The organism is Bacillus sp. ZY-1-1, from assembly GCF_003047165.1.
Classification (GTDB): Bacteria; Bacillota; Bacilli; order Bacillales; family Bacillaceae; genus Bacillus; species Bacillus velezensis.
Genome location: NZ_CP027061.1, coordinates 637,680 through 656,847 on the forward strand (window position 1 = coordinate 637,680; position 19,168 = coordinate 656,847).

General features: G+C 49.9%; 18 protein-coding genes and 1 other annotated feature. Of the genes, 11 read left to right on the forward strand and 7 right to left on the reverse strand.

Annotated elements, in window-relative coordinates; translation table 11 throughout:
- Nucleotides 1–2 precede the first annotated feature (2 nt).
- On the forward strand, nucleotides 3–1,175 hold the full coding sequence (locus C5I45_RS03305; RefSeq protein WP_044052880.1) for a DegT/DnrJ/EryC1/StrS family aminotransferase: 1,173 nt from the start codon (nucleotides 3–5) through the stop codon (nucleotides 1,173–1,175).
- Nucleotides 1,154–2,119, forward strand: a complete 966-nt coding sequence (locus C5I45_RS03310; RefSeq protein ID WP_044052881.1) for a polysaccharide pyruvyl transferase family protein — start codon at nucleotides 1,154–1,156, stop codon at nucleotides 2,117–2,119. The genes C5I45_RS03305 and C5I45_RS03310 overlap by 22 nt, the downstream gene beginning before the upstream one ends.
- 13 nt (nucleotides 2,120–2,132) lie before the next feature.
- Here C5I45_RS03310 and yvfG read toward each other — a convergent pair whose 3' ends face one another.
- Complete coding sequence (yvfG, locus tag C5I45_RS03315; RefSeq protein ID WP_003151570.1) at nucleotides 2,133–2,351, reverse strand: protein YvfG; 219 nt, start codon at nucleotides 2,349–2,351, stop codon at nucleotides 2,133–2,135.
- A 77-nt stretch (nucleotides 2,352–2,428) separates the two neighbouring features.
- Between yvfG and rpoN the strand changes: the two genes are divergently transcribed.
- Nucleotides 2,429–3,739, forward strand: a complete 1,311-nt coding sequence (gene rpoN, locus C5I45_RS03320) for an RNA polymerase factor sigma-54 (RefSeq protein ID WP_003151571.1) — start codon at nucleotides 2,429–2,431, stop codon at nucleotides 3,737–3,739.
- A 37-nt stretch (nucleotides 3,740–3,776) separates the two neighbouring features.
- Here the strand turns inward: rpoN and lutP are convergent, their stop codons facing one another.
- A complete protein-coding gene (lutP, locus tag C5I45_RS03325; RefSeq protein WP_014305865.1) occupies nucleotides 3,777–5,453 on the reverse strand; it encodes an L-lactate permease LutP in 1,677 nt (558 codons plus the stop codon).
- 205 nt (nucleotides 5,454–5,658) lie between these two features.
- On the opposite strand from lutP, the gene C5I45_RS03330 reads away from it, so the two are divergent.
- From C5I45_RS03330 to C5I45_RS03350, 5 genes are all read left to right on the forward strand, one after another.
- A complete protein-coding gene (locus tag C5I45_RS03330; protein ID WP_024085825.1) occupies nucleotides 5,659–6,378 on the forward strand; it encodes an L-lactate utilization/bacilysin biosynthesis transcriptional regulator LutR in 720 nt (239 codons plus the stop codon).
- A gap of 30 nt (nucleotides 6,379–6,408) precedes the next feature.
- Nucleotides 6,409–7,599, forward strand: coding sequence for an aminotransferase-like domain-containing protein (locus C5I45_RS03335; RefSeq protein WP_107994227.1), 1,191 nt, complete (start codon nucleotides 6,409–6,411; stop codon nucleotides 7,597–7,599).
- A gap of 180 nt (nucleotides 7,600–7,779) precedes the next feature.
- On the forward strand, nucleotides 7,780–8,496 hold the full coding sequence (locus C5I45_RS03340; protein ID WP_007613889.1) for a (Fe-S)-binding protein: 717 nt from the start codon (nucleotides 7,780–7,782) through the stop codon (nucleotides 8,494–8,496).
- A gap of 27 nt (nucleotides 8,497–8,523) precedes the next feature.
- Complete coding sequence (locus C5I45_RS03345) at nucleotides 8,524–9,954, forward strand: LutB/LldF family L-lactate oxidation iron-sulfur protein (RefSeq protein WP_015387682.1); 1,431 nt, start codon at nucleotides 8,524–8,526, stop codon at nucleotides 9,952–9,954.
- Nucleotides 9,954–10,676, forward strand: a complete 723-nt coding sequence (locus C5I45_RS03350) for a LutC/YkgG family protein (protein ID WP_107994228.1) — start codon at nucleotides 9,954–9,956, stop codon at nucleotides 10,674–10,676. Before C5I45_RS03345 ends, C5I45_RS03350 begins: the two co-directional genes overlap by 1 nt.
- A 35-nt stretch (nucleotides 10,677–10,711) precedes the next feature.
- Here the strand turns inward: C5I45_RS03350 and C5I45_RS03355 are convergent, their stop codons facing one another.
- The 3 genes from C5I45_RS03355 to C5I45_RS03365 form a co-directional block, all read right to left on the reverse strand.
- A complete protein-coding gene (locus tag C5I45_RS03355; protein WP_003151583.1) occupies nucleotides 10,712–12,040 on the reverse strand; it encodes a GntP family permease in 1,329 nt (442 codons plus the stop codon).
- Nucleotides 12,041–12,066: 26 nt separating this feature from the next.
- Nucleotides 12,067–13,611, reverse strand: a complete 1,545-nt coding sequence (gene gntK, locus C5I45_RS03360) for a gluconokinase (RefSeq protein ID WP_107994229.1) — start codon at nucleotides 13,609–13,611, stop codon at nucleotides 12,067–12,069.
- Nucleotides 13,612–13,793: 182 nt separating this feature from the next.
- Nucleotides 13,794–14,651 (reverse strand): MurR/RpiR family transcriptional regulator, encoded by an 858-nt coding sequence (locus C5I45_RS03365; protein WP_003151588.1) that lies wholly within the window; start codon nucleotides 14,649–14,651, stop codon nucleotides 13,794–13,796.
- Between the two features lie 151 nt (nucleotides 14,652–14,802).
- Between C5I45_RS03365 and C5I45_RS20065 the strand changes: the two genes are divergently transcribed.
- Together C5I45_RS20065 and C5I45_RS03370 are read left to right on the forward strand one after the other, a co-directional pair.
- The gene (locus C5I45_RS20065) at nucleotides 14,803–14,931 is read left to right on the forward strand and encodes a hypothetical protein (protein WP_003151590.1); all 129 of its coding nucleotides are present in this window, start codon (nucleotides 14,803–14,805) and stop codon (nucleotides 14,929–14,931) included.
- Between the two features lie 120 nt (nucleotides 14,932–15,051).
- Nucleotides 15,052–15,291 (forward strand) — a binding site (T-box leader).
- Between the two features lie 61 nt (nucleotides 15,292–15,352).
- Nucleotides 15,353–16,693 (forward strand): amino acid permease, encoded by a 1,341-nt coding sequence (locus C5I45_RS03370; protein ID WP_003151592.1) that lies wholly within the window; start codon nucleotides 15,353–15,355, stop codon nucleotides 16,691–16,693.
- Between the two features lie 34 nt (nucleotides 16,694–16,727).
- On the opposite strand, the gene C5I45_RS03375 is transcribed toward C5I45_RS03370, so the two are convergent.
- Nucleotides 16,728–17,645, reverse strand: a complete 918-nt coding sequence (locus C5I45_RS03375; RefSeq protein ID WP_003151595.1) for a DMT family transporter — start codon at nucleotides 17,643–17,645, stop codon at nucleotides 16,728–16,730.
- 97 nt (nucleotides 17,646–17,742) lie between these two features.
- Between C5I45_RS03375 and C5I45_RS03380 the strand changes: the two genes are divergently transcribed.
- Complete coding sequence (locus C5I45_RS03380; protein ID WP_003151597.1) at nucleotides 17,743–18,621, forward strand: LysR family transcriptional regulator; 879 nt, start codon at nucleotides 17,743–17,745, stop codon at nucleotides 18,619–18,621.
- Between the two features lie 31 nt (nucleotides 18,622–18,652).
- Here the strand turns inward: C5I45_RS03380 and C5I45_RS03385 are convergent, their stop codons facing one another.
- Nucleotides 18,653–19,060, reverse strand: a complete 408-nt coding sequence (locus tag C5I45_RS03385) for a hypothetical protein (protein WP_003151600.1) — start codon at nucleotides 19,058–19,060, stop codon at nucleotides 18,653–18,655.
- Nucleotides 19,061–19,168: the final 108 nt, after the last annotated feature.

The window sequence follows — 19,168 nt, forward strand, 5'->3', positions numbered from 1 at the left end:
TCATGCAAACAAACAAACGGATTTATTTGTCTCCGCCTCATATGAGCGGAAAAGAACTGGAATACATCGCAGAAGCCTTCCGAACCAATTGGATTGCCCCGCTCGGTCCGCTCGTCAATTCGTTTGAAGCGCGGCTCGCGGAATATGCGGGAGTGAAAAGCGCGGCGGCCGTAAGCTCGGGAACGGCCGCCATCCATCTTGCCCTGCGGCTTGCGGGTGTGAAAAAAGGAGACGTTGTATTTTGTCCTTCCTTTACGTTTGTCGCCACGGCGAATCCGATTGTGTATGAGCAGGCTGAGCCCGTTTTTATTGATTCGGAATGGGAGACGTGGAATATGTCGCCCGCTGCGCTTGAGCGGGCGCTCCGGGATGCAAAGCGGCGCGGCAGACTCCCGAAAGCGGTGATCGCCGTCAATCTTTACGGCCAAAGCGCGAAAATGGATGAATTAATGAGCCTTTGTGACGCATACGGCGTCTGTCTGATTGAAGACGCTGCCGAGTCCTTAGGATCAACATATAAAGGCAGGCAGAGCGGCACGTTCGGCCGTTTCGGCATTTATTCCTTTAACGGCAACAAAATCATTACAACATCGGGAGGCGGCATGCTCGTGTCTGACGATGAAGCCGCGATTGAAAAAGCGAGGTTTCTTGCGTCACAGGCGAGAGATGCCGCCGTTCATTACCAGCACAGCGAGCTCGGTTACAACTACAGGCTCAGCAACATTCTCGCGGGCGTGGGGATATCGCAGCTGGAAGTGCTTGAAGATCGCGTCCGGGCGAGGAGAGAAATCTTTCACCGGTATCGGGAAGCGCTCGAAACATATCCGGGCATCCGCATGATGCCGGAGCTTGAAGGAACGGTTTCAAACCGCTGGCTGACGGCTCTGACGCTTGATAACGGCGTGACGCCGGAAGAAGCCGTCGCCTGTCTTGCGGAACAGAATATTGAGGCCCGGCCGCTGTGGAAACCGCTGCATACGCAGCCGCTTTTCTCATCTTCCGTCTTTTATCCTCACAGCGACCATGAGCGTGTCTCTGAGAACCTTTTCAGCCGGGGGATTTGTCTGCCGTCCGGGTCTGACCTGTCTTCTGAGGAGCAGCAGCGTGTCATTGACGCACTTGCGCAACTGTTTAAAACGAAAGGGGAGAAAACATGGACAGCCGCCATGTTATGAGCCGATTAAAAGAGACGCTGACGGGTCTGCTCAGCGTTATACCGCCGCAATCCGACATCATATATGCCGACTATCCCCTCTACGGAAATGTAGGGGATTTATTGATTATGAAAGGGACGGAGGCGTTTTTTAAAGCGCACGGCATCCGCGTGAAACAGCGCTGGAATCCCGACAATTTTCCATTCGGGCGCCGGGCGGACAAAAAGACGATCATCGTCTGTCAGGGTGGCGGAAATTTCGGGGATCTCTATCCGTACTATCAGACGTTCAGGGAAAAAATCGTCAAATCCTTTCCGGAAAACAGGATCGTCATCCTGCCGCAATCGATTTATTATCAGGATGAGACACGGCTGCAAAAGACATCGGCGCTTTTTGCGGAGCACAAGGATCTCCACCTGTTTACGAGAGATCATGTGTCATACGAGACTGCGAAACGCTTTTTTTCGGCGAATCATATCGGGCTTATGCCTGATATGGCCCATCAGCTGTATCCGATCGCGGCGTCAGCGGTTCCGTCACGCGGCAGGCTTTATTTTATCCGCACGGATGGGGAAATCAACCCGAAGCTGCAAAACAATTCTTCCGTTAAAAACTGTGACTGGCAGGATGTTCTGTCAGCAAGCGACCGCAGGGGAATCGCTTTTTTCCAAACGCTGAATGTTTTGAATAAAAAAGCAGGAAACCCGCTGCCGATTGCGCGGTTTTGGAAACGCTATTCCGATTACTTAACGAAAAAAGCGGTCCTGTTTTTCAGCAGGTACGAATCGGTGGAAACGTCAAGGCTCCACGGCCACATCCTGTCCTCGCTTCTCGGGAAACCGAATACCGTCATTGATAATTCATACGGGAAAAACGCGAACTATTATTACACCTGGACGCACGAAGCGCCGGACGTCCGGCTGATCGGTGAAACCGCCGGCACGAAGGAAAACCTTCCGCTTTGAATGAGCGGAAGGTTTATTTTGTTTCTCCGCGTTTTACTTTGTTGTACGCCTCATCCAAATGCTGAATTCTTTTGAGCACAACCGAGTTTTTCGTCAGCTGATCCTGTACAAGGGTTGAGACGACGGAGCGGTAATAGCTGTTCATCGCATGAATTCGGTCTTCATTCGGATTCATTTCAATGTGCTGTGTAAAGTTTTCAATAAAATAGGGAACAGAAAAAAGTTCTGACATCTATAAAGCAACTCCTTTTAATAAGTATATACGGTATGAAACCAATCATGTACAATGAAAAAAGGGGAGTGAGCATGATGGATATCAAACTTCAGCAAACACAAATGTTAAAGCCTCAATTAACGCAAGAGCTTAAACAGGCCATCACATTACTCGGATACAATTCCGCGGAGCTGGCCGGATATATTGATGAGCTCTCACTGGAAAACCCTCTGATTGAACGAAAGGAAACAGACACGCCGCCACTATCTTACCATAAAACAAATAAAAACAGGATGAAAGAACGGGACGGAAGCCAGCAGATCAGACTTACCCGCAAAACGCTGCAGGATTCGCTCAAACAGCAAGCCTTAGACATGAAGCTGTCCGATGACGAGAAAAAAATTTTCAATTATCTGATACATTCATTGGATTCAAACGGTTATTTAAAAGAGGACATACCAGCCGCCGCCGACCATGTATCCGCTTCACAAGAGGAGACGGAAGCGGTTCTGAAAAAGCTTCAATCCCTTGAGCCCGCGGGAATCGGCGCCCGGTCTTTGCAGGAATGCATCCTTCTTCAGCTCCGCCGTCTGCCCGAGCGGAACGAACAGGCGGAATGGATTGCCGAAGCCTATTTTGAGCTATTTGCAAGAAAGAATTGGAAAGCGCTTACACTGAAAACGGGTATTCCGCTTAAAGACATTCAGGACATCGCTGACATGATCAGCGCGCTTGATCCGAGGCCGGGGCTCCGTTATGCGCATGAGGAGCCGGGTTTTTACGTAGAACCGGATATTTTCATCACGGTGAAAAACGGCATCATTCAAGCGCGGCTCAACAGCCGTTCGTTTCCTGACATCCAGCTTCATGCCCATTATCAGCCGCTCCTGTCAGCCGCCGGGTGCCGTGACACGAAAAATTATCTGTCGGCAAAATATCAGGAATGGCGCTGGCTGAACCGGGCTTTGTCGCAAAGAAAACAAACGATCACGAGAATTATCGGCGTCCTGACTGAACGGCAGGAATCCTTTTTTCTCACAGGAAAAAGCGGAATGCAGCCGCTGACCCTAAGAGAGGTGGCGGAAACGCTGGAGCTCCACGAATCAACGATCAGCCGGGCCATCAAAGGGAAGTACGTTCAGACGCCGTACGGACTGTATGAAATGAAAACATTTTTCTCGGCGAAAGCTGAATCATCGGGGGACGGCGGCGCCTCCAATTATGCCGTAAAAGCGCATCTGGAAGCATTGGTCCGTAAAGAAGATAAAAAGAAACCTTTTTCAGACCAAAAGCTTGCCGATCTGCTGCATGAACAATATGACATCCGAATCTCAAGGCGCACCGTCGCCAAATACCGTGACCAATTAAATATTCCGCCGTCATCGGCGAGAAAACGGTACAGCTGAAACCTCCCCGAGCCAAACCCCGGGGAGGTTCTCCGTGTTACGGGATCATCCATGAAAACAGATGATGCTGTAAAAATGTAATGAGACAGACGAGCAGAAGCAAAAACAGACTGTGCTTAATCGTAAAGCGGAAAAGGTCGGCTTCCTTGCCCGCCAGACCGACAGCGGCACAGGCAACCGCAATGGATTGCGGAGAAATCATTTTTCCGGTGACACCGCCTGATGAATTGGCGGCAACGGAGAGAACCGGGTCCATCCCGACAGATAGCGCCGTCACCTTTTGCAATCCGCCGAACAATAGGTTGGCCGATGTATCAGAGCCGGTAATAAATACGCCGAGCCAGCCGAGCACCGGCGAAAAAAAGGTAAACATCGCGCCCGTCATGGCAAGCGCAAGACCGAGTGTCGTGCTCATGCCGGAAGCATTCGTCACATATGCAAAGCCGACAACAGAAACAATGGTCACGACCGGAAGCGTTAACTCTTTCACCGTTTCTATAAACGCTTCGCCCCACGTCTTCCACGACATGCCGAGGGCGAACTTGGAGATGACGGCGGCAATCAGAATCGCCGTTCCCGCTGAACCGAAAAGCTCAAGTTTGTACACGGCTTCAATCGGCGTGCCGTCCGCCTGAAGAATCTGCTGATTTACAAATGGGACGGGAGGCGTGAAGGTCAATGCTTTCCCGGCTGCATTCAGCCAGGAAAGCCACATTGACGTTCCTTCATAATGACCGGTTAAAGCAGCCTTCACGCCGGGAATCCCCCAAACGGATATCATGGCCGTCAGAAGAAGGAAAGGAGACCACGCTTTAAACACCGCGGCGCCCCCGTACTTGATCGGCGCCCGGTCAGCGGCCGCTGCTGATTCCCGTTCTGCCGCGAAACGAAAGGCCGTTTTCGGTTTCCAAAATTTCAAAAATACAGCGAGCGCGGCCATGGAAACAAGCGCCGACAGCACATCCGGAAGCTCAGGCCCTAAAAAATTCGAGCTTGCGTACTGCACGGCCGCAAAGGAGACGCCGGAAACAAGAATGGCCGGCCATACTTCAAAAGCCTTTTTAAACCCGCTCATCAAAATGATTAAGTAAAGCGGAATAAAGACGGATAAAAAAGGAAGCTGCCGGCCGACCATTTGGGAAATTTCCATTGCCGGTATCCCGGTCGGACCTTCGACGGCGGTAATCGGAATGCCGATCGCACCGAAGGCAACGGGCGCCGTATTGGCAATCAGGCAAATTCCCGCCGCATACAGCGGTTGAAAACCAAGTCCGACGAGCAAAGCGGCCGAGATCGCGACGGGAGCGCCGAAACCGGCGGCGCCTTCTAAAAATGCCCCGAATGAAAAGGCGATGAGCAGCGCCTGCAAACGCCGGTCATCTGTAATTGAGAGCACCGAACTCCGGATAATCTCAAACTGTCCCGTTTTCACGGTGATTTTATACAGAAAGACCGATGTGACGATAATCCAGCCGATCGGAAGCAGCCCGTACACCGCTCCCTGAGAAGCGGACATCACCGCTTTTTCCGCCGGCATGCCGTAAACAAATACCGCGATTAAAAGTGAAACGGCTAACGTTAAAAGCCCCGCTATGTACCCCTTCATCCGTTTCACCGCAAGCGCCCAAAAAAAGAAGATAATCGGCACGAGCGCGCAAGCTGCCGATAAAAGCAAATTTCCCCCTAAAGGAGCGTACCCCTGTGTCCATTGCATCCCTAAAAAACCCCTCCTTATGTCATGTAAACGATTACTTTTTATGATAAGGTCATCTGATGACCGGGTTAATTAGCATTATATTTTGAAAGTTTTGAAAGTACAATACTTTTCTTGAACAAATTGTCTGAACCTGTCGGCAACACAAAAAAAGAAGTATAATAGACGATAAACATCAAGATTCACAAGTGACGGGGTGATCGCGTTGAAATATAAACAAATTAAAACGAAAAAAATCTACGAGGAAGTCGCTGACGCATTGCTGGAGAAGATAAAAGCGGGCGAGCTTAAGCCGGGGGAAAAGCTTGATTCCGTTCAGGCGCTTTCCGAGAGTTTTCAGGTCAGCCGCTCGGCGGTCAGAGAAGCGCTGTCGGCTTTGAAAGCGATGGGGCTCGTCGACATGAAGCAGGGAGAAGGCACATACATAAGAGAATTTGAGCCGTCTCATGTTTCCCAGCCGCTTTCTTCCGCCCTCTTGATGAAAAAAGAGGACGTCAAACAGCTGCTCGAAGTCAGAAAGCTGCTTGAACTCGGCGTCGCCGCCATGGCCGCTGAAAAACGCACCGAAGACGATTTACAAAAAATCCGCCAAGCTCTCATGGAGATGAAAGACATTGACGGAGACGAAGAATTGGGCGAAAAAGCAGATTTCTCCTTTCACATGGCGCTGGCGGAAGCATCACAAAACGGGCTGCTTAAGCATCTCATGAATCATGTCTCCGCGCTCCTTTTGGAAACAATGAGAGAAACGAGAAAAATTTGGCTGTTTTCTAAACGAACGAGCGTGCAGCGATTGTATGAAGAGCATGAACGCATTTACAGCGCCGTCGCCGCCGGAGACGCGGATGAAGCGGAAGCCGCGATGACGGCGCACCTGACGAATGTGGAAGAAGTGCTGGGGGCTTATTTTGAAGAAAATGTATAGAAGCTGACTTGTGAAAGGGGATAACATCACATGCAGGCCGAATCTTTTTTTTCTGACCATGTAAAGAAAGCTCTGACAAATGATCCTCCCGGGGAATGGATGCCGGCAGTTCCGAAAGCGTGCATCCCTCTGCATTCCGGCTATCCCGATCCCGCGCTCGTTCCTGATAAGGAGCTGAAAGAAGCCGTCTCCCGCCTTCTGGATGAGGAGCGCGATCTGCCGCTGCATTATATAGGAAGCCCGAGGACGGCCGTTTTCAAAAAGCAGATTCAAGAACGGTTAGCCATCCGCGGCATTCACTGCCGGGACGATGAGCTGATCGTGACGTCAGGCGCCTGTCAGGCGATAGATCTGGCTGCGCGGGTTTTCCTCGATGAACAAACCGCCGCTGCCGTTGAAGCACCGGTCTATATGGAAGCGCTCGAGATTTTTAAAAATTATACACCGCATATCATGAGCATTCCGACAGATCAAGAGGGTCTGCAAACAGAAACATTAGCGTTTATGCTTGAGGAAAGAAAACGAAAAGGGCTTCTGCTTCCCCGTCTTCTCTACACGATACCCGCTTTTCAGAATCCGGCGGGAACCGTAATGTCATCGAAGCGGAGAACCCGCCTGCTTCAGCTTGCCGAAACGTATGATTTTCTCATCTTGGAGGATGATGCATACGGCGAGCTCGGATTCACCGATATTCCGCCGCCCTTGAAAGCCATGGATCAAAACGGCCGGGTGCTGTACGCCGGTTCATTATCAAAAGTCATCGCGCCGGGTATGAGGATCGGCTGGATTGCAGGGGACGCCGCATTCATCACGGCATTGTCATGGTTAAAAAAAGACTTAGGCCATCCGTTTTCCCAAGCGGTGACCGCCGTCTATCTGGAACAAACGAATATTGAAGAACGGCTCGCCGCCTTGCGGGAAGCATATCGAAGCAAACGTGATGTTTTGCTCGCCGCATCAGCGCGATATCTTCCGGAATCCGCATCCTGGCACGTGCCTGAAGGCGGTTACTTTGTATGGGTGAAAGCGCCGGGGGCTGATACGTCCGCACTGCTGGCGAGGGCTCTGTCTCACGGCGTTTCCTATGTACCCGGAAAATATTTTTTTCCGCATCAGGAAGACGGTGCCGAATATCTCCGCCTGTCGTTCAGTTTTCCCGGTAAAGCCGCGATAAAAGAGGGTGTGCAAAAACTGGGACACCCGCTGAAAAACGGGATCTAGAGGAGCATGGGAAGCTTTCAGGCTTCTCTTTTTTTGCACCCTTCAGCGCATCAGGCGAAAGGATTTTTCAGAAAAACCTTCCAATCCATATTCAGAATAGTGTAGGATATTTATAGAGCTTTCCAAAAACAGGTCATCAGATGACCGGATCACATACTGAGGATGAAAGAGGGGTTCATCATGAAAGTCTCATTATTTGTCACGTGCCTTGTGGATATGTTTCAGACCAATGTCGGAAAGGCGACGGTTGAGGTGCTGGAACGGCTCGGGTGTGAGGTGGATTTTCCCGAGGGGCAGATTTGCTGCGGGCAGCCCGCATACAACAGCGGGTATGTGACGGATGCGAAAAAAGCAATGAAGCGGATGATTGCCGCGTTTGAAGAAGCGGAGTACGTCGTCAGTCCGTCAGGTTCCTGTACGACGATGTTCCGTGAATATCCGCATCTGTTTCAGGACGATCCGAAGTGGGCCGCAAAAGCGCAGCAGCTTGCGGACAAAACATATGAGTTAACGGATTTTATCGTCAACGTTCTCGGGGTGGAGGATGTCGGGGCGGTGCTGCATAAAAAAGCGACAGTCCATACATCGTGCCACATGACGAGGCTGCTCGGCGTGTCGGAGGAGCCGATGAAGCTTTTGCGCCATGTCAAGGGGCTCGAGCTGACCGCGCTTCCCGGAAAACACCAATGCTGCGGATTCGGAGGAACATTTTCTGTGAAAATGGCGCAAATCTCTGAACAAATGGTGGATGAAAAGGTCGCCTGCGTGGAAGACACGGAGGCCGAGGTGCTGATCGGGGCGGATTGCGGATGTCTGATGAATATCGGCGGGCGTCTTGACCGTAAGGATAAAAACGTCAGAGTCATGCACATCGCAGAAGTGCTGAACAGCAGATAAGACGAGAAACAACAAGGGGGTAAAATCATGGCGATGAAAATCGGTACCGCCGCTTTTAAAGAGCGGGTATCAGAAGGAATAGATAATGAGTTTATGAGAGGAGCCGTCTCCGGAGCGCAGGAACGGCTCAGGACAAGGAGGCTTCAGGCGGCCGAGGAATTGGGAAACTGGGAGGATTGGCGTTCACATGCGGAAGAAATCAGACAGCATGTGCTGGACAATCTTGATTTCTATTTGGAACAGCTCGCCGAAAACGTCGCCAACAGAGGCGGGCATGTCTTTTTCGCCGAAACGGCGGAAGAAGCGTCCTCCTATATCCGCGATGTCATCCGGCAGAAAAACGCCAAAAAAATCGTAAAATCCAAATCCATGGTGACAGAAGAAATCAATATGAACGAAGTGCTTGAGGAAGAGGGCTGTGAAGTCACAGAAACGGATCTCGGCGAATACATTCTCCAGATTGACGATCACGATCCGCCGTCACATATCGTTGCTCCCGCTCTTCACAAAAACAAAGAGCAGATCCGTGACGTGTTTAAAGAGAGACTCGAATACAAACAGACGGAAAAACCGGAAGAGCTCGTCATGCACGCGCGCAGCGTTCTCCGGAAAAAATTTCTCGAAGCGGATGTTGGCATCACGGGCTGCAACTTTGCAATCGCGGATACCGGATCGGTCAGTCTCGTGACAAACGAAGGAAACGGCCGCCTTGTGTCCGCGCTGCCGAAGACGCAGATCACCGTGATGGGAATGGAGCGGATCGTTCCTTCATTTTCTGAGTTTGAAGTGCTTGTCAGCATGCTGACGAGAAGCGCGGTCGGCCAGCGGCTTACAAGTTACATTACGGCGCTGACGGGCCCACGGCAGCAAGGAGAAGCTGACGGGCCTGAGGAATTTCATCTCGTGGTTGTGGATAACGGGCGTTCCCGCATACTCGGCACGGAATTCCAATCGGTGCTGCAATGTATCCGCTGCGCCGCCTGCATCAACGTCTGTCCCGTGTACCGGCATGTCGGCGGACACTCGTACGGGTCCATCTATTCGGGTCCGATCGGCGCCGTCTTATCGCCTCTTCTCGGCGGATATGACGAATACAAGGAGCTCCCGTACGCATCTTCCTTATGCGCGGCCTGTACGGAAGCGTGTCCGGTTAAAATTCCGCTGCACGAGCTGCTGCTCAAGCATCGGCAGAACATTGTGGAAAAAGAGGGAAAAGCGCCGATCAGCGAAAAACTGGCGATGAAAGCCTTCGGGCTCGGCTCGTCATCCCCGTCCCTTTATAAACTGGGATCGAAATGGGCGCCTGCCGCCATGACGCCGTTTACGGAGGATGACAAAATATCAAAAGGGCCGGGGCCATTAAAAGAATGGACGGCAATACGGGACTTCCCGGCGCCGCATAAATCGAGATTCAGAGATTGGTTTAAAGACCGGGAAAAACAAAAGGGGGAAGAATGATGATGAAAGGGACGGTTACACATCAGGAATCCTTTCTAAACCGGATCGCCGGAAGTCTGGGCAGAGAGCGCAGGAAATCAGGCGTGTCCCTGCCTGAATGGAAGTATCAGCCTCAATATCAAACGCATGCGGACTGTACGGAAGACGATCTTGTCACGATGCTGAAAGACCACTGCGTCAACATTCATACCGAACTGATCGAAACGGATGCAGTCGGGCTTTACGACGCTTTGCGCACGCAGGTGAACCGCTTTGAAGGAGGGCCTGTCATCATTCCGAAGGACAGCCGGTTTGAAATGTACGGCTTGCAGACCCTTATGACAGAAGAGTGGCCGGACGAAGGGATTCCCGTTTGGGAATGGGACGCGGAACAAGGAGCGAAAAATATTGAAAAAGCGGAACAAGCGAATGTGGGCATCACATTCAGCGAGATCACGCTTGCGGAATCAGCCACCGTCGTTTTGTATGCGTCAGAGCATGCCGGCCGTTCCGTCAGCCTGCTTCCTACCACCTATATCGCAATCATCCCGAAATCTTCCATTGTGCCGAGAATGACACAGGCCAGCGATATACTGAAACAGCAGATCAGAGACGGCGTCACCGTTCCTTCCTGCATCAACTATATTACCGGACCGAGCAACTCGGCCGATATCGAAATGGATTTGGTTGTCGGCGTCCACGGACCCGTTAAAGCCGCTTATATCCTCGTGAATGACCGATAAAAAAACAAACCCCGGTTTGCGGCCGGGGTTTGTTTTTATATAAACGCGTTAATGATCATGATAAAACAGATCGCACTGACAGAAATAATCGTTTCCATCGCCGTCCATGTCAGGAACGTTTCTTTTACCGTCATTCCGAAATACTCTTTAATGAGCCAGAAACCGGAGTCATTGACATGTGACAGAATCAAAGAGCCCGCTCCCGTTGCCAAAACGAGAAGCTCGCTGCTGACGCCCGGCATGACAGATGCAATCGGAGCAACAATGCCGGCCGCCGTCATCATGGCGACAGTCGCTGAACCTGTGGCGACACGGATGACCGCCGCGATCGTCCAGCTTAAAAGAACGGGAGAGAAGCTTGAGTGCTTCGCCATGTCAGCGATATACGTGCCGACGCCTGAATCAATCAGGACGTTGTTAAAAGCGCCGCCGGCTCCGATCACAAGCAGAATGGAAGCGATCGGTCCCAGACAGTCATTGCTGAATTTTAAAATGCTTTCCCTGTCAAAGCCCTGATAAAAACCAAGGCTGAAAAAGGAGTAAACCGTGGCGATCAAAAGCGCCGTGACAGGGTCGCCGATAAATTTAAAAGTTTCATAGAGCGTGCTTTTTTCCGGAAGCGCAATTTCGGCAAGCGTTGCCATAAGCATCAGGATCACCGGTACCAATATCGTAAACAATGTATTTGCGAATCCCGGAAGCTTGCGTTTTTCATTCCGTTCAATAAATTGTTTTTTCAACAGTTCGGGAACGGGTTTATGAATGCGCTTACCAATCCATTTTCCGTAAAGCGGCCCCGCGATGATGGCAGTCGGAATACCGACGATTAAAGAATACAAAATCGTTTTTCCGACATTGGCGTGATAAATGCCGACAGCCGCCATCGCCGCCGGGTGGGGCGGAACCAATCCGTGCACGACGGAAAGTCCCGCAAGGAGCGGAATCCCGATCGTCACTAATGAAACCCCGGTTTCAATCGCAATCGTAAACAAAAGCGGCACGAGCAGGACGAAGCCGACCTGGAAAAAGACCGGGATGCCGACAATAAAAGCGACGGCCATCATCGCCCAATGCACTTTCTTTTTGCCGAAGCGGCCGATCAGGGTGTGGGCGATCCGCTCCGCACCGCCTGATTCAGCCATCATTTTTCCGAGCATCGTACCGAGGGCCAGCACGATCGCAAGCAGAGACAGCGTATTGCCGAGCCCGGTTTTCATCGAAGTGATAATGTCCGGCAGATTCATGCCCGTTGCGAAACCGACAAGGATGGATGTAATCAAAAGACTGATAAACGGATTTAATTTAGCGACCGTAATCAATAAGAGTAAAACGATAATAGCGGCAATGACAATAAACAGTAACATGACCTTTTCACCCTTTCAAAGAAGAATTAACGGCTTTGTTTGAGCTGAAATCCACTGATGACGTCAAATTCATCTTTGAGCTTGTCATACAGCCGCTCGTATAAGTAAAACAGCTCAATATATGTTTCGCTGTTTTTGACGTTCGGTTCATGGCGGTGCGAAATTCTGATCCAGTCCTGAACATCCTCGATCCGTTCCATTTCGCCAAGGCTGTGCAAAGCGAGAACGGCCGCTCCGAGCGCAGAGGCTTCGTAACTTTCCGGAACGAGGACTTCCCGTCCCATCGTATCGGACAAAATCTGCCTCCACAGCGGCGATCTCGCAAATCCTCCCGAAGCCCGCACGTCTTTTGCGGGGCCCGCCAAATCTCTCAATGCGACACCGATTGAAAAGACGCTCATGATGACGCCTTCCAGCACCGCTCTGATAAAATGCTCCCGTTTATGGCGGAGGCTGATGCCGAAAAACGTTCCGCGGGCATTCGGGTTCCAAAACGGCGCGCGCTCCCCTGATAAAAACGGCAGAAACAGCAATCCCTCAGAGCCTGCGGGCACTTTATCAGCAATATCAATCATTAAATCGTACGGATCAATGCCGAGCCGCTTCGCCGTTTCAACTTCCGGAGAAGCGAATTCGTCTCGAAGCCAGCGCAGCATAATGCCTCCGTTATTCGTCGGGCCTCCGATGACCCAATGCTTGTCAGTCAGCGCGTAACAGAATGTCCGCGCTTTTTCATCCGTAATCGGCGCATCCGTCACCGAACGCACGGCTCCGCTTGTTCCGATCGTAACGGCCACTTCGCCTTTGCCGATCGCGCCGACTCCCAGGTTGGCGAGCACGCCGTCATTTGCGCCGATAATAAACGGTGTATCCGCATGGATGCCCATCCGTGCAGCGATTTCCGGCGCAAGGCCGCGCAGCTGATGAGTGGTCGGCACAATGTCCGACAGCTGATCTTCCCGGATTCCGGCAATCCTGAGCGCTTCTTCATCCCAGGAAAGCGTATCTAATCGGAACAGTCCCGTTGCCGAAGCGATCGAATAATCAACGACATAAGTTCCGAAAAACTCGTGCAGAATATATTCTTTAATACTGATGAATTTGGCGGTTTTCGCGAATGTCTCCTTGTCCTGTTCTTTCATCCACACAATTTTGGAAAGCGGAGACATCGGATGAATCGGCGTACCCGTTCTTTTATAAATATCAAAACCGTTCATCTCTTTTAAAATCCGTTTTGATTGCTCGGCGCTGCGGTTGTCCGCCCAAATGATGCTTTTGGTCAGCAGGCCGCCGTTTTGATCGACAGCTATCAATGAGTGCATGGCGGTGCTGATGCCGATTGCAAGCAGATTGTCAGTACTCAGTCCGGCCTTTGTGACGGCGCCCCTGATGCTTCCGATCACCGCTTCCAAAATGTGCTCAGGATCCTGCTCGGCCCATGCCGGCTTTGGCTGTATTAAATCATAGTGAACCGAATGCTTGGCTAACACTTTGCCTCTTGGTCCGAACAGAACGGCTTTCGTACTGGTCGTGCCGATATCCAGACCGATAACAGCTTGGGTTTCCTTCATAATATATCCCGCCTAATCTGATTGAATAATAAGATAGATTTATAATGTATGCCCTTACAAAGTCAATTATAGGAATAATTTTTTTATAAATCAACGATGAAGAAGAAAAATTTTTTCATAAAATTGCCTCAATTCCCGCTGTATCGGCTTTCTCTCTTTTGAAAAAAATATTTAGAAAACGATTACAAACGTTTGTGCGCGATCATTTTTCTGATTTGCTGCAAGTTGGCGAGCGTTTTCTCCTGCCGCAGCCGGGCCGTGGCGAAATACAGTGTATCAATGACCGACAGCTGGGCAAGCCTTGCGGACATCGCCTCCGTTCTGAAAGCCGTCTCCCTTGTTGATGTATACAGCACAACGTCGGAAATCTGGGTGAGCGGCGACTTTTGGTAGCTTGTAATGCCAATCGTGCCGGCGCCGAGCGATTTGGCCGTTTTCACCGCGTCGAGCACGTCCTTGTTGCTCCCCGAATGAGAAATGCCGATGACTGCGCTTTCAGGACCGAGAAGACCCGCTGACATCGCCTGAAAGTGAGAATCCGTATGCGCGATGCAATTTATACCCGTACGCATAAATTTATGATACGCGTCAGTGGCGATCAGCCCGGAACCGCCGTTTCCGTAAAATTCGATTCTGTCTGCGCGGTGGATCATTTCTACCGCTTTTTCAACGTCGGCCGGATCTAATAATTGAAAGGTATCGGTCAGACCGGAAATGTTTGTGCGGAAAACTTTCCGGATGATGACTTCGATATCGTCGTCGGGGCTCATTTCTTCATGAATGTGCTGCACCGGCTCCTGAACGATCTCCTGAGCCAGCGCGATTTTTAAATCCTGATAGCCGGAAAAACCGAGCCGCTTGCACAGCCTGAAAATCGTCGCTTCAGAGCTTTTCGTTTTTTCGGCCAGCTGAATGATGGAAAGGTGAACCACGTCTTTCGGTTCCTTCACGATATGGTCTGCAATCGCTCTCAATTTTGGCGACAAACCTTTGCTGGCCGCCTGAATCTTCCCGATGCTGCTTGAATTCACAGGGGTCATACTATAACCTCCCTACTCGAATGTAAACGCATACTTTTATGATAAAGCAAGTTTCAATATAAGGAAAACAGAATTTTAAAATTGTTTTTTCAATTTTGTGTATAAAAAAAGAGAAAAAGCCGCCGATGATAGAAAGTGAGGAGGCATCTGAATGAAAAAAGCATGGATTCTCGTCATATCATTCGGCATTGCGCTTGCGCTGTTTTTATACGCAAACACAAAGGTGAAAGCGGAAAGCGCGGCGCCGGAAAGCAAAGCCTTGTGTCCGGATTTCAGCTGAAATTTCCGAATCACCGGGAAGGACAATAGACGGAAAAAATTAGTATTGACTTTGAAAATAGAAGACTGTATATTATGTTACTATATTCAGAAAATAAAAACTCAAGAGATTCATTTAACATAAAACACTGTGAACGGGAGCAGTAAAAGAATCCAGTCAGAAAAAGAGAGCCGCGGGTTGGTGAAACGCGGACTGATTGTTCTTTGAACTCGCCCGGAAGTGGCAGGGCGGAACGGAATCGTCGGAATATTCCCTATGTCCTAACGGCTGACCTTCGTTAAAAGGTTTTTAAGCTGGATTCCGGATATTCGGGATCAACAAGAGTGGTACCGCGGCTGCCTGAGGCACGCCGTCTCTTTTCCTAAAGAGGCGGCGTGCTTTTTTATGTGATGAACACTTTTTGCGAGAGGGCGTGTGATAGATGGAAAAGGACAAGCAAACGTTAAAACGGACGATGTCGTCCAGACACATTATGATGATGGCGCTTGGAGGCGCAATCGGGGCCGGGCTCTTTAAAGGCAGCAGCACGGCGATTGATGAAGCGGGGCCGTCCGTGCTGTTGGCCTACCTCCTCGGCGGAATTATTCTGCTGTTTATTATGCAGGGGCTGGCCGAAATGGCCGTCAGAAACAAACATGCAAGGACGTTCCGTGATTTGGTTCAGCAGTCTCTAGGATCGTACGCTGCATACTTTTTAGACTGGATCTATTGGAAAATGTGGGTGCTCAATATTGCCGCGGAGGCGGTCGTAGCCGCCATTTTCATTCAATATTGGCTGCCGGAATGTCCGATATGGATACTGGCTTTGATCATTTCCATCGTGGTGACGGTCGTAAACATGCTTTCTGTGAAACTGTTTGCCGAGACGGAGTACTGGCTCGCGCTCATTAAAATTACGGTGATTGTCATCTTTATATTATGCGGGATTCTGCTATTATTTTTCTCATTCGGCAATCACACGGCGCCGGGGCTGTCTCATTTAACGGATCACGGAGGGTTTTTCCCGCATGGAGCGGGGGGCGTCATTACGGCGATGCTCGTCGTGATCTACTCATACGGCGGAACGGAAATCATCGGCGTCACGCTGGCGGAGACAAAAAACCCCGAAAAGGTGATTCCGAAAGCTGTCCGAAGCACGTTAACGCGGATTGTCGCTTTTTACTTGCTGCCGTTTTTCATCATCGTCAGCCTGATTCCTTGGAATCAAGTCAACAGCGTTCCCGAAAGCCCGTTTGTCATAGTATTTAAGATGATCGGAATTCCGGGTGCCGACCATATTATGAATGCCGTCATTCTTCTTGCGATTATCTCGTCTATGAACTCGGGACTGTACGGATCATCCCGCGTCTTATTTACGCAGGCTTCTGACGGCCGGGTGCCGAAAATCTTTTCAAAACTATCGAAGAAAAAGGTTCCCGTCTATGCGATTCTGACTTGTACGTCATTTTTATATGTAGGCGTCCTGATTTCTTTATTCGCAGGAAGCCGGACGTTTAATTATTTGATGGGTTCCCTCGGCTATACCGTGCTGTTCATCTGGCTGATTATCGGATTCGCCCATTTAAAATCAAGAAAACATTCAACAGAACAGCCGGCTTATTACGTCAAATGGTTCCCGTACACGACATGGTTCGCGGTGCTTGCGCTTTTGGCCATCCTGATCGGCGTAATTGCGACGACATCCATCGTCATCACATGCATCACTGCGGCCATCTATCTCCTCATTACGGCTGCGTATCTCGTAAAAGGGAGACGTCAATAAATAAAAAAACTCTTGCCCCGCGGCAAGAGTTTTTTTAATGAACGGCCTTTTTTTCTGCGGCCAGAGCAGGTGTTTTCAGTTTCTTCGGTGTTATATTCACAAAACAAATGCTTGTGACGATCAGAAGCAGTCCGGCTAAAAGGCTGACGGTCAGCGGCTCATGCAGAAATATCGAGCTGACGACAATGGATATGAGCGGGATCAGGAAGGTGTAAGAGGCAACCTTGCTTGCTTCCCCTGAACCGACAAGCGTAAAAAAGGCGAGCCAGCCGAGTGCGATGACAAATACCGAAATGAACAGAAGGCTGAGAATGAACGGAGCTTTCCATTGAATCGCTGAAAAGCTTTCTGAAAAATGGCCGGAGCTGACAAGCAGCACGCCGCCGATCAGAAGCTGAAGAGCGACCATCCAGATAGAGTCCGCGCGTCCGCCCGTTCTTTTCACATATACCGTGCCGAGCGCCCAGCTGACCGCGGAGCCTAGAGCCAAAAGAATGCCGGCGATGGAAATATGGCCTCCGAAACCGGCTGCGCTGATGACGGCGACACCGGCAAAGCCCAGAATAAGACCGGCTATTTTTAAAGGATACATCGATTCCCCGAGCCACAGCCAAGAAAAAACGCCCATTAACACCGGCTGGAAAAACACGATGGCTGAAAATAAGCCGGCAGGCAGGTAATTCAAGCCGACCGTTTGCAGGCCGTAAAATAAAGTAATATTTAAAATGGCAGAAATAAGATAGATCGGCCACGTTTCTTTAAAACGCAGCTTTTTAAAACGGGGCAGCGCCACCATTAATAATAGAAGTCCGCCGATCAGCGTGCGGATTCCGGCAAACAGAAGAGGCGGCGAATAGGCGAGCGCGGCTTTTGTCAGCGGCCAGTTAATTCCCCATACCGTGACTAGAAACGCCAGCATAAGAGCCGTCTGTATTTTCGAAAGCTGTTTCACGTCGTTCACTCCTTGTAGAACAATTCCATCATATGATACGGTAATCAGTAAGATAAATAAAATGAATCTTTTTTATGAGGAGCATAAGTAAAACGTTATGACGATTACACAACTGCGGGTTTTTGTTCAAATCGCTGAAACGGGAAGCTTTACAAAAGCGGGGCAGGCGCTGAATATGACGCAGCCCGCCGTCAGCCATGCCATCTCGGCGCTTGAGTCAGAGCTCGGCATCAAGCTGATCATCCGCGAGCGCCGCAACGGCGTAAGGCTCACGGACACGGGCGGAAAAATTCTCGTTCATATCAGAGAGGTGCTCAAAGGCATAGAAAAAGCCGAGCAGCTGGCGGCCGCGGAAAGAGGGCTTGAACAGGGAACGATTCACATCGGCACATTTCCGGCCGCTTCCGCTTATTTCATTCCAAAACTGATCAGCGTGTTTAAAAAACGGTATCCGAAGCTTGAGTTGGTACTTCATGAAGGAACGGTTAACGAAGTAAAGGAATGGCTCCGCTCCCGGGTAATAGATGTGGGGATCACTCTTTTTCCTACGGAAGACATGGAATATCTGCCGCTGAAAAAAGATAAAATGGCCGTCGTGCTTAGAAATGATCATCCGCTTTGCAGCTGTGAGTCTATCACTCTGAAAGATCTTGACCGCCAGCCGATGATCATCTGTGACGGAGGATACGAATCACCGTTTATTGATATGTTTAAGGAGGCAGGGTCTGTGCTGACTGCCGCATTCACTGTTTACAACGTCAATACGTCCATCAGCATGATCAAAGAGGGGCTGGGAATAGCGATATTATCACAAATGTCTATGTCCGGAATATCGCTGCCGGAAAATGTCGTGACAAGGGAACTCAATCAGGCGGTGTACCGTGATGTTCTGCTTGCCGTTCCTTCTGTAAAAGAGGCTTCATTGGCGGCAAAACTTTTTATTCAAATCGCGCAGGAGCTCACAAAGAATGAATAAAAAGACCCTAATGATCTTAGGGCCCTGAATCTTATCGGTTAATTTTAAAAGAGTTTGTCGTATTGACAAGTTTTGAACCGCTGAACGTAGCTTTGACACGATAATAACCTGTCTTGCATCCTTTTAAAGAGAATGACTTAGTCACCCTTACTGAGAAAGAAAAGGTTGTTTTTTTGCAAGTCGTCCATTTCTTTCCTGACTTTCGCTGTAAGTATAGGTTTCCTTTAAAAGTTCGATCTGACGGATACGCTGTACTGAGAGTAAAATCGACACTTTTCGCTTTTTTCGTGTAGTAGGAGGCATCGGTAAATCCGCTTACATTTAAATGCTGCTGAGTGCCGGAATAAAAGTCTGCGGCATATGCCTTATCGGTGTTTCCGGTAAAGAAGATTGCTGCCAGTAAAGCTGTTGTGAGTGCCATTAAGATTTTTTTACGCATATAGACTATGACTTCCTTCCTATTCAATATATGACATATGTTAACATTATTGGTTCTGTTCTTTCAATGATATCTTTTCATTTTTATATCATTCTAGGCTCTTCATAT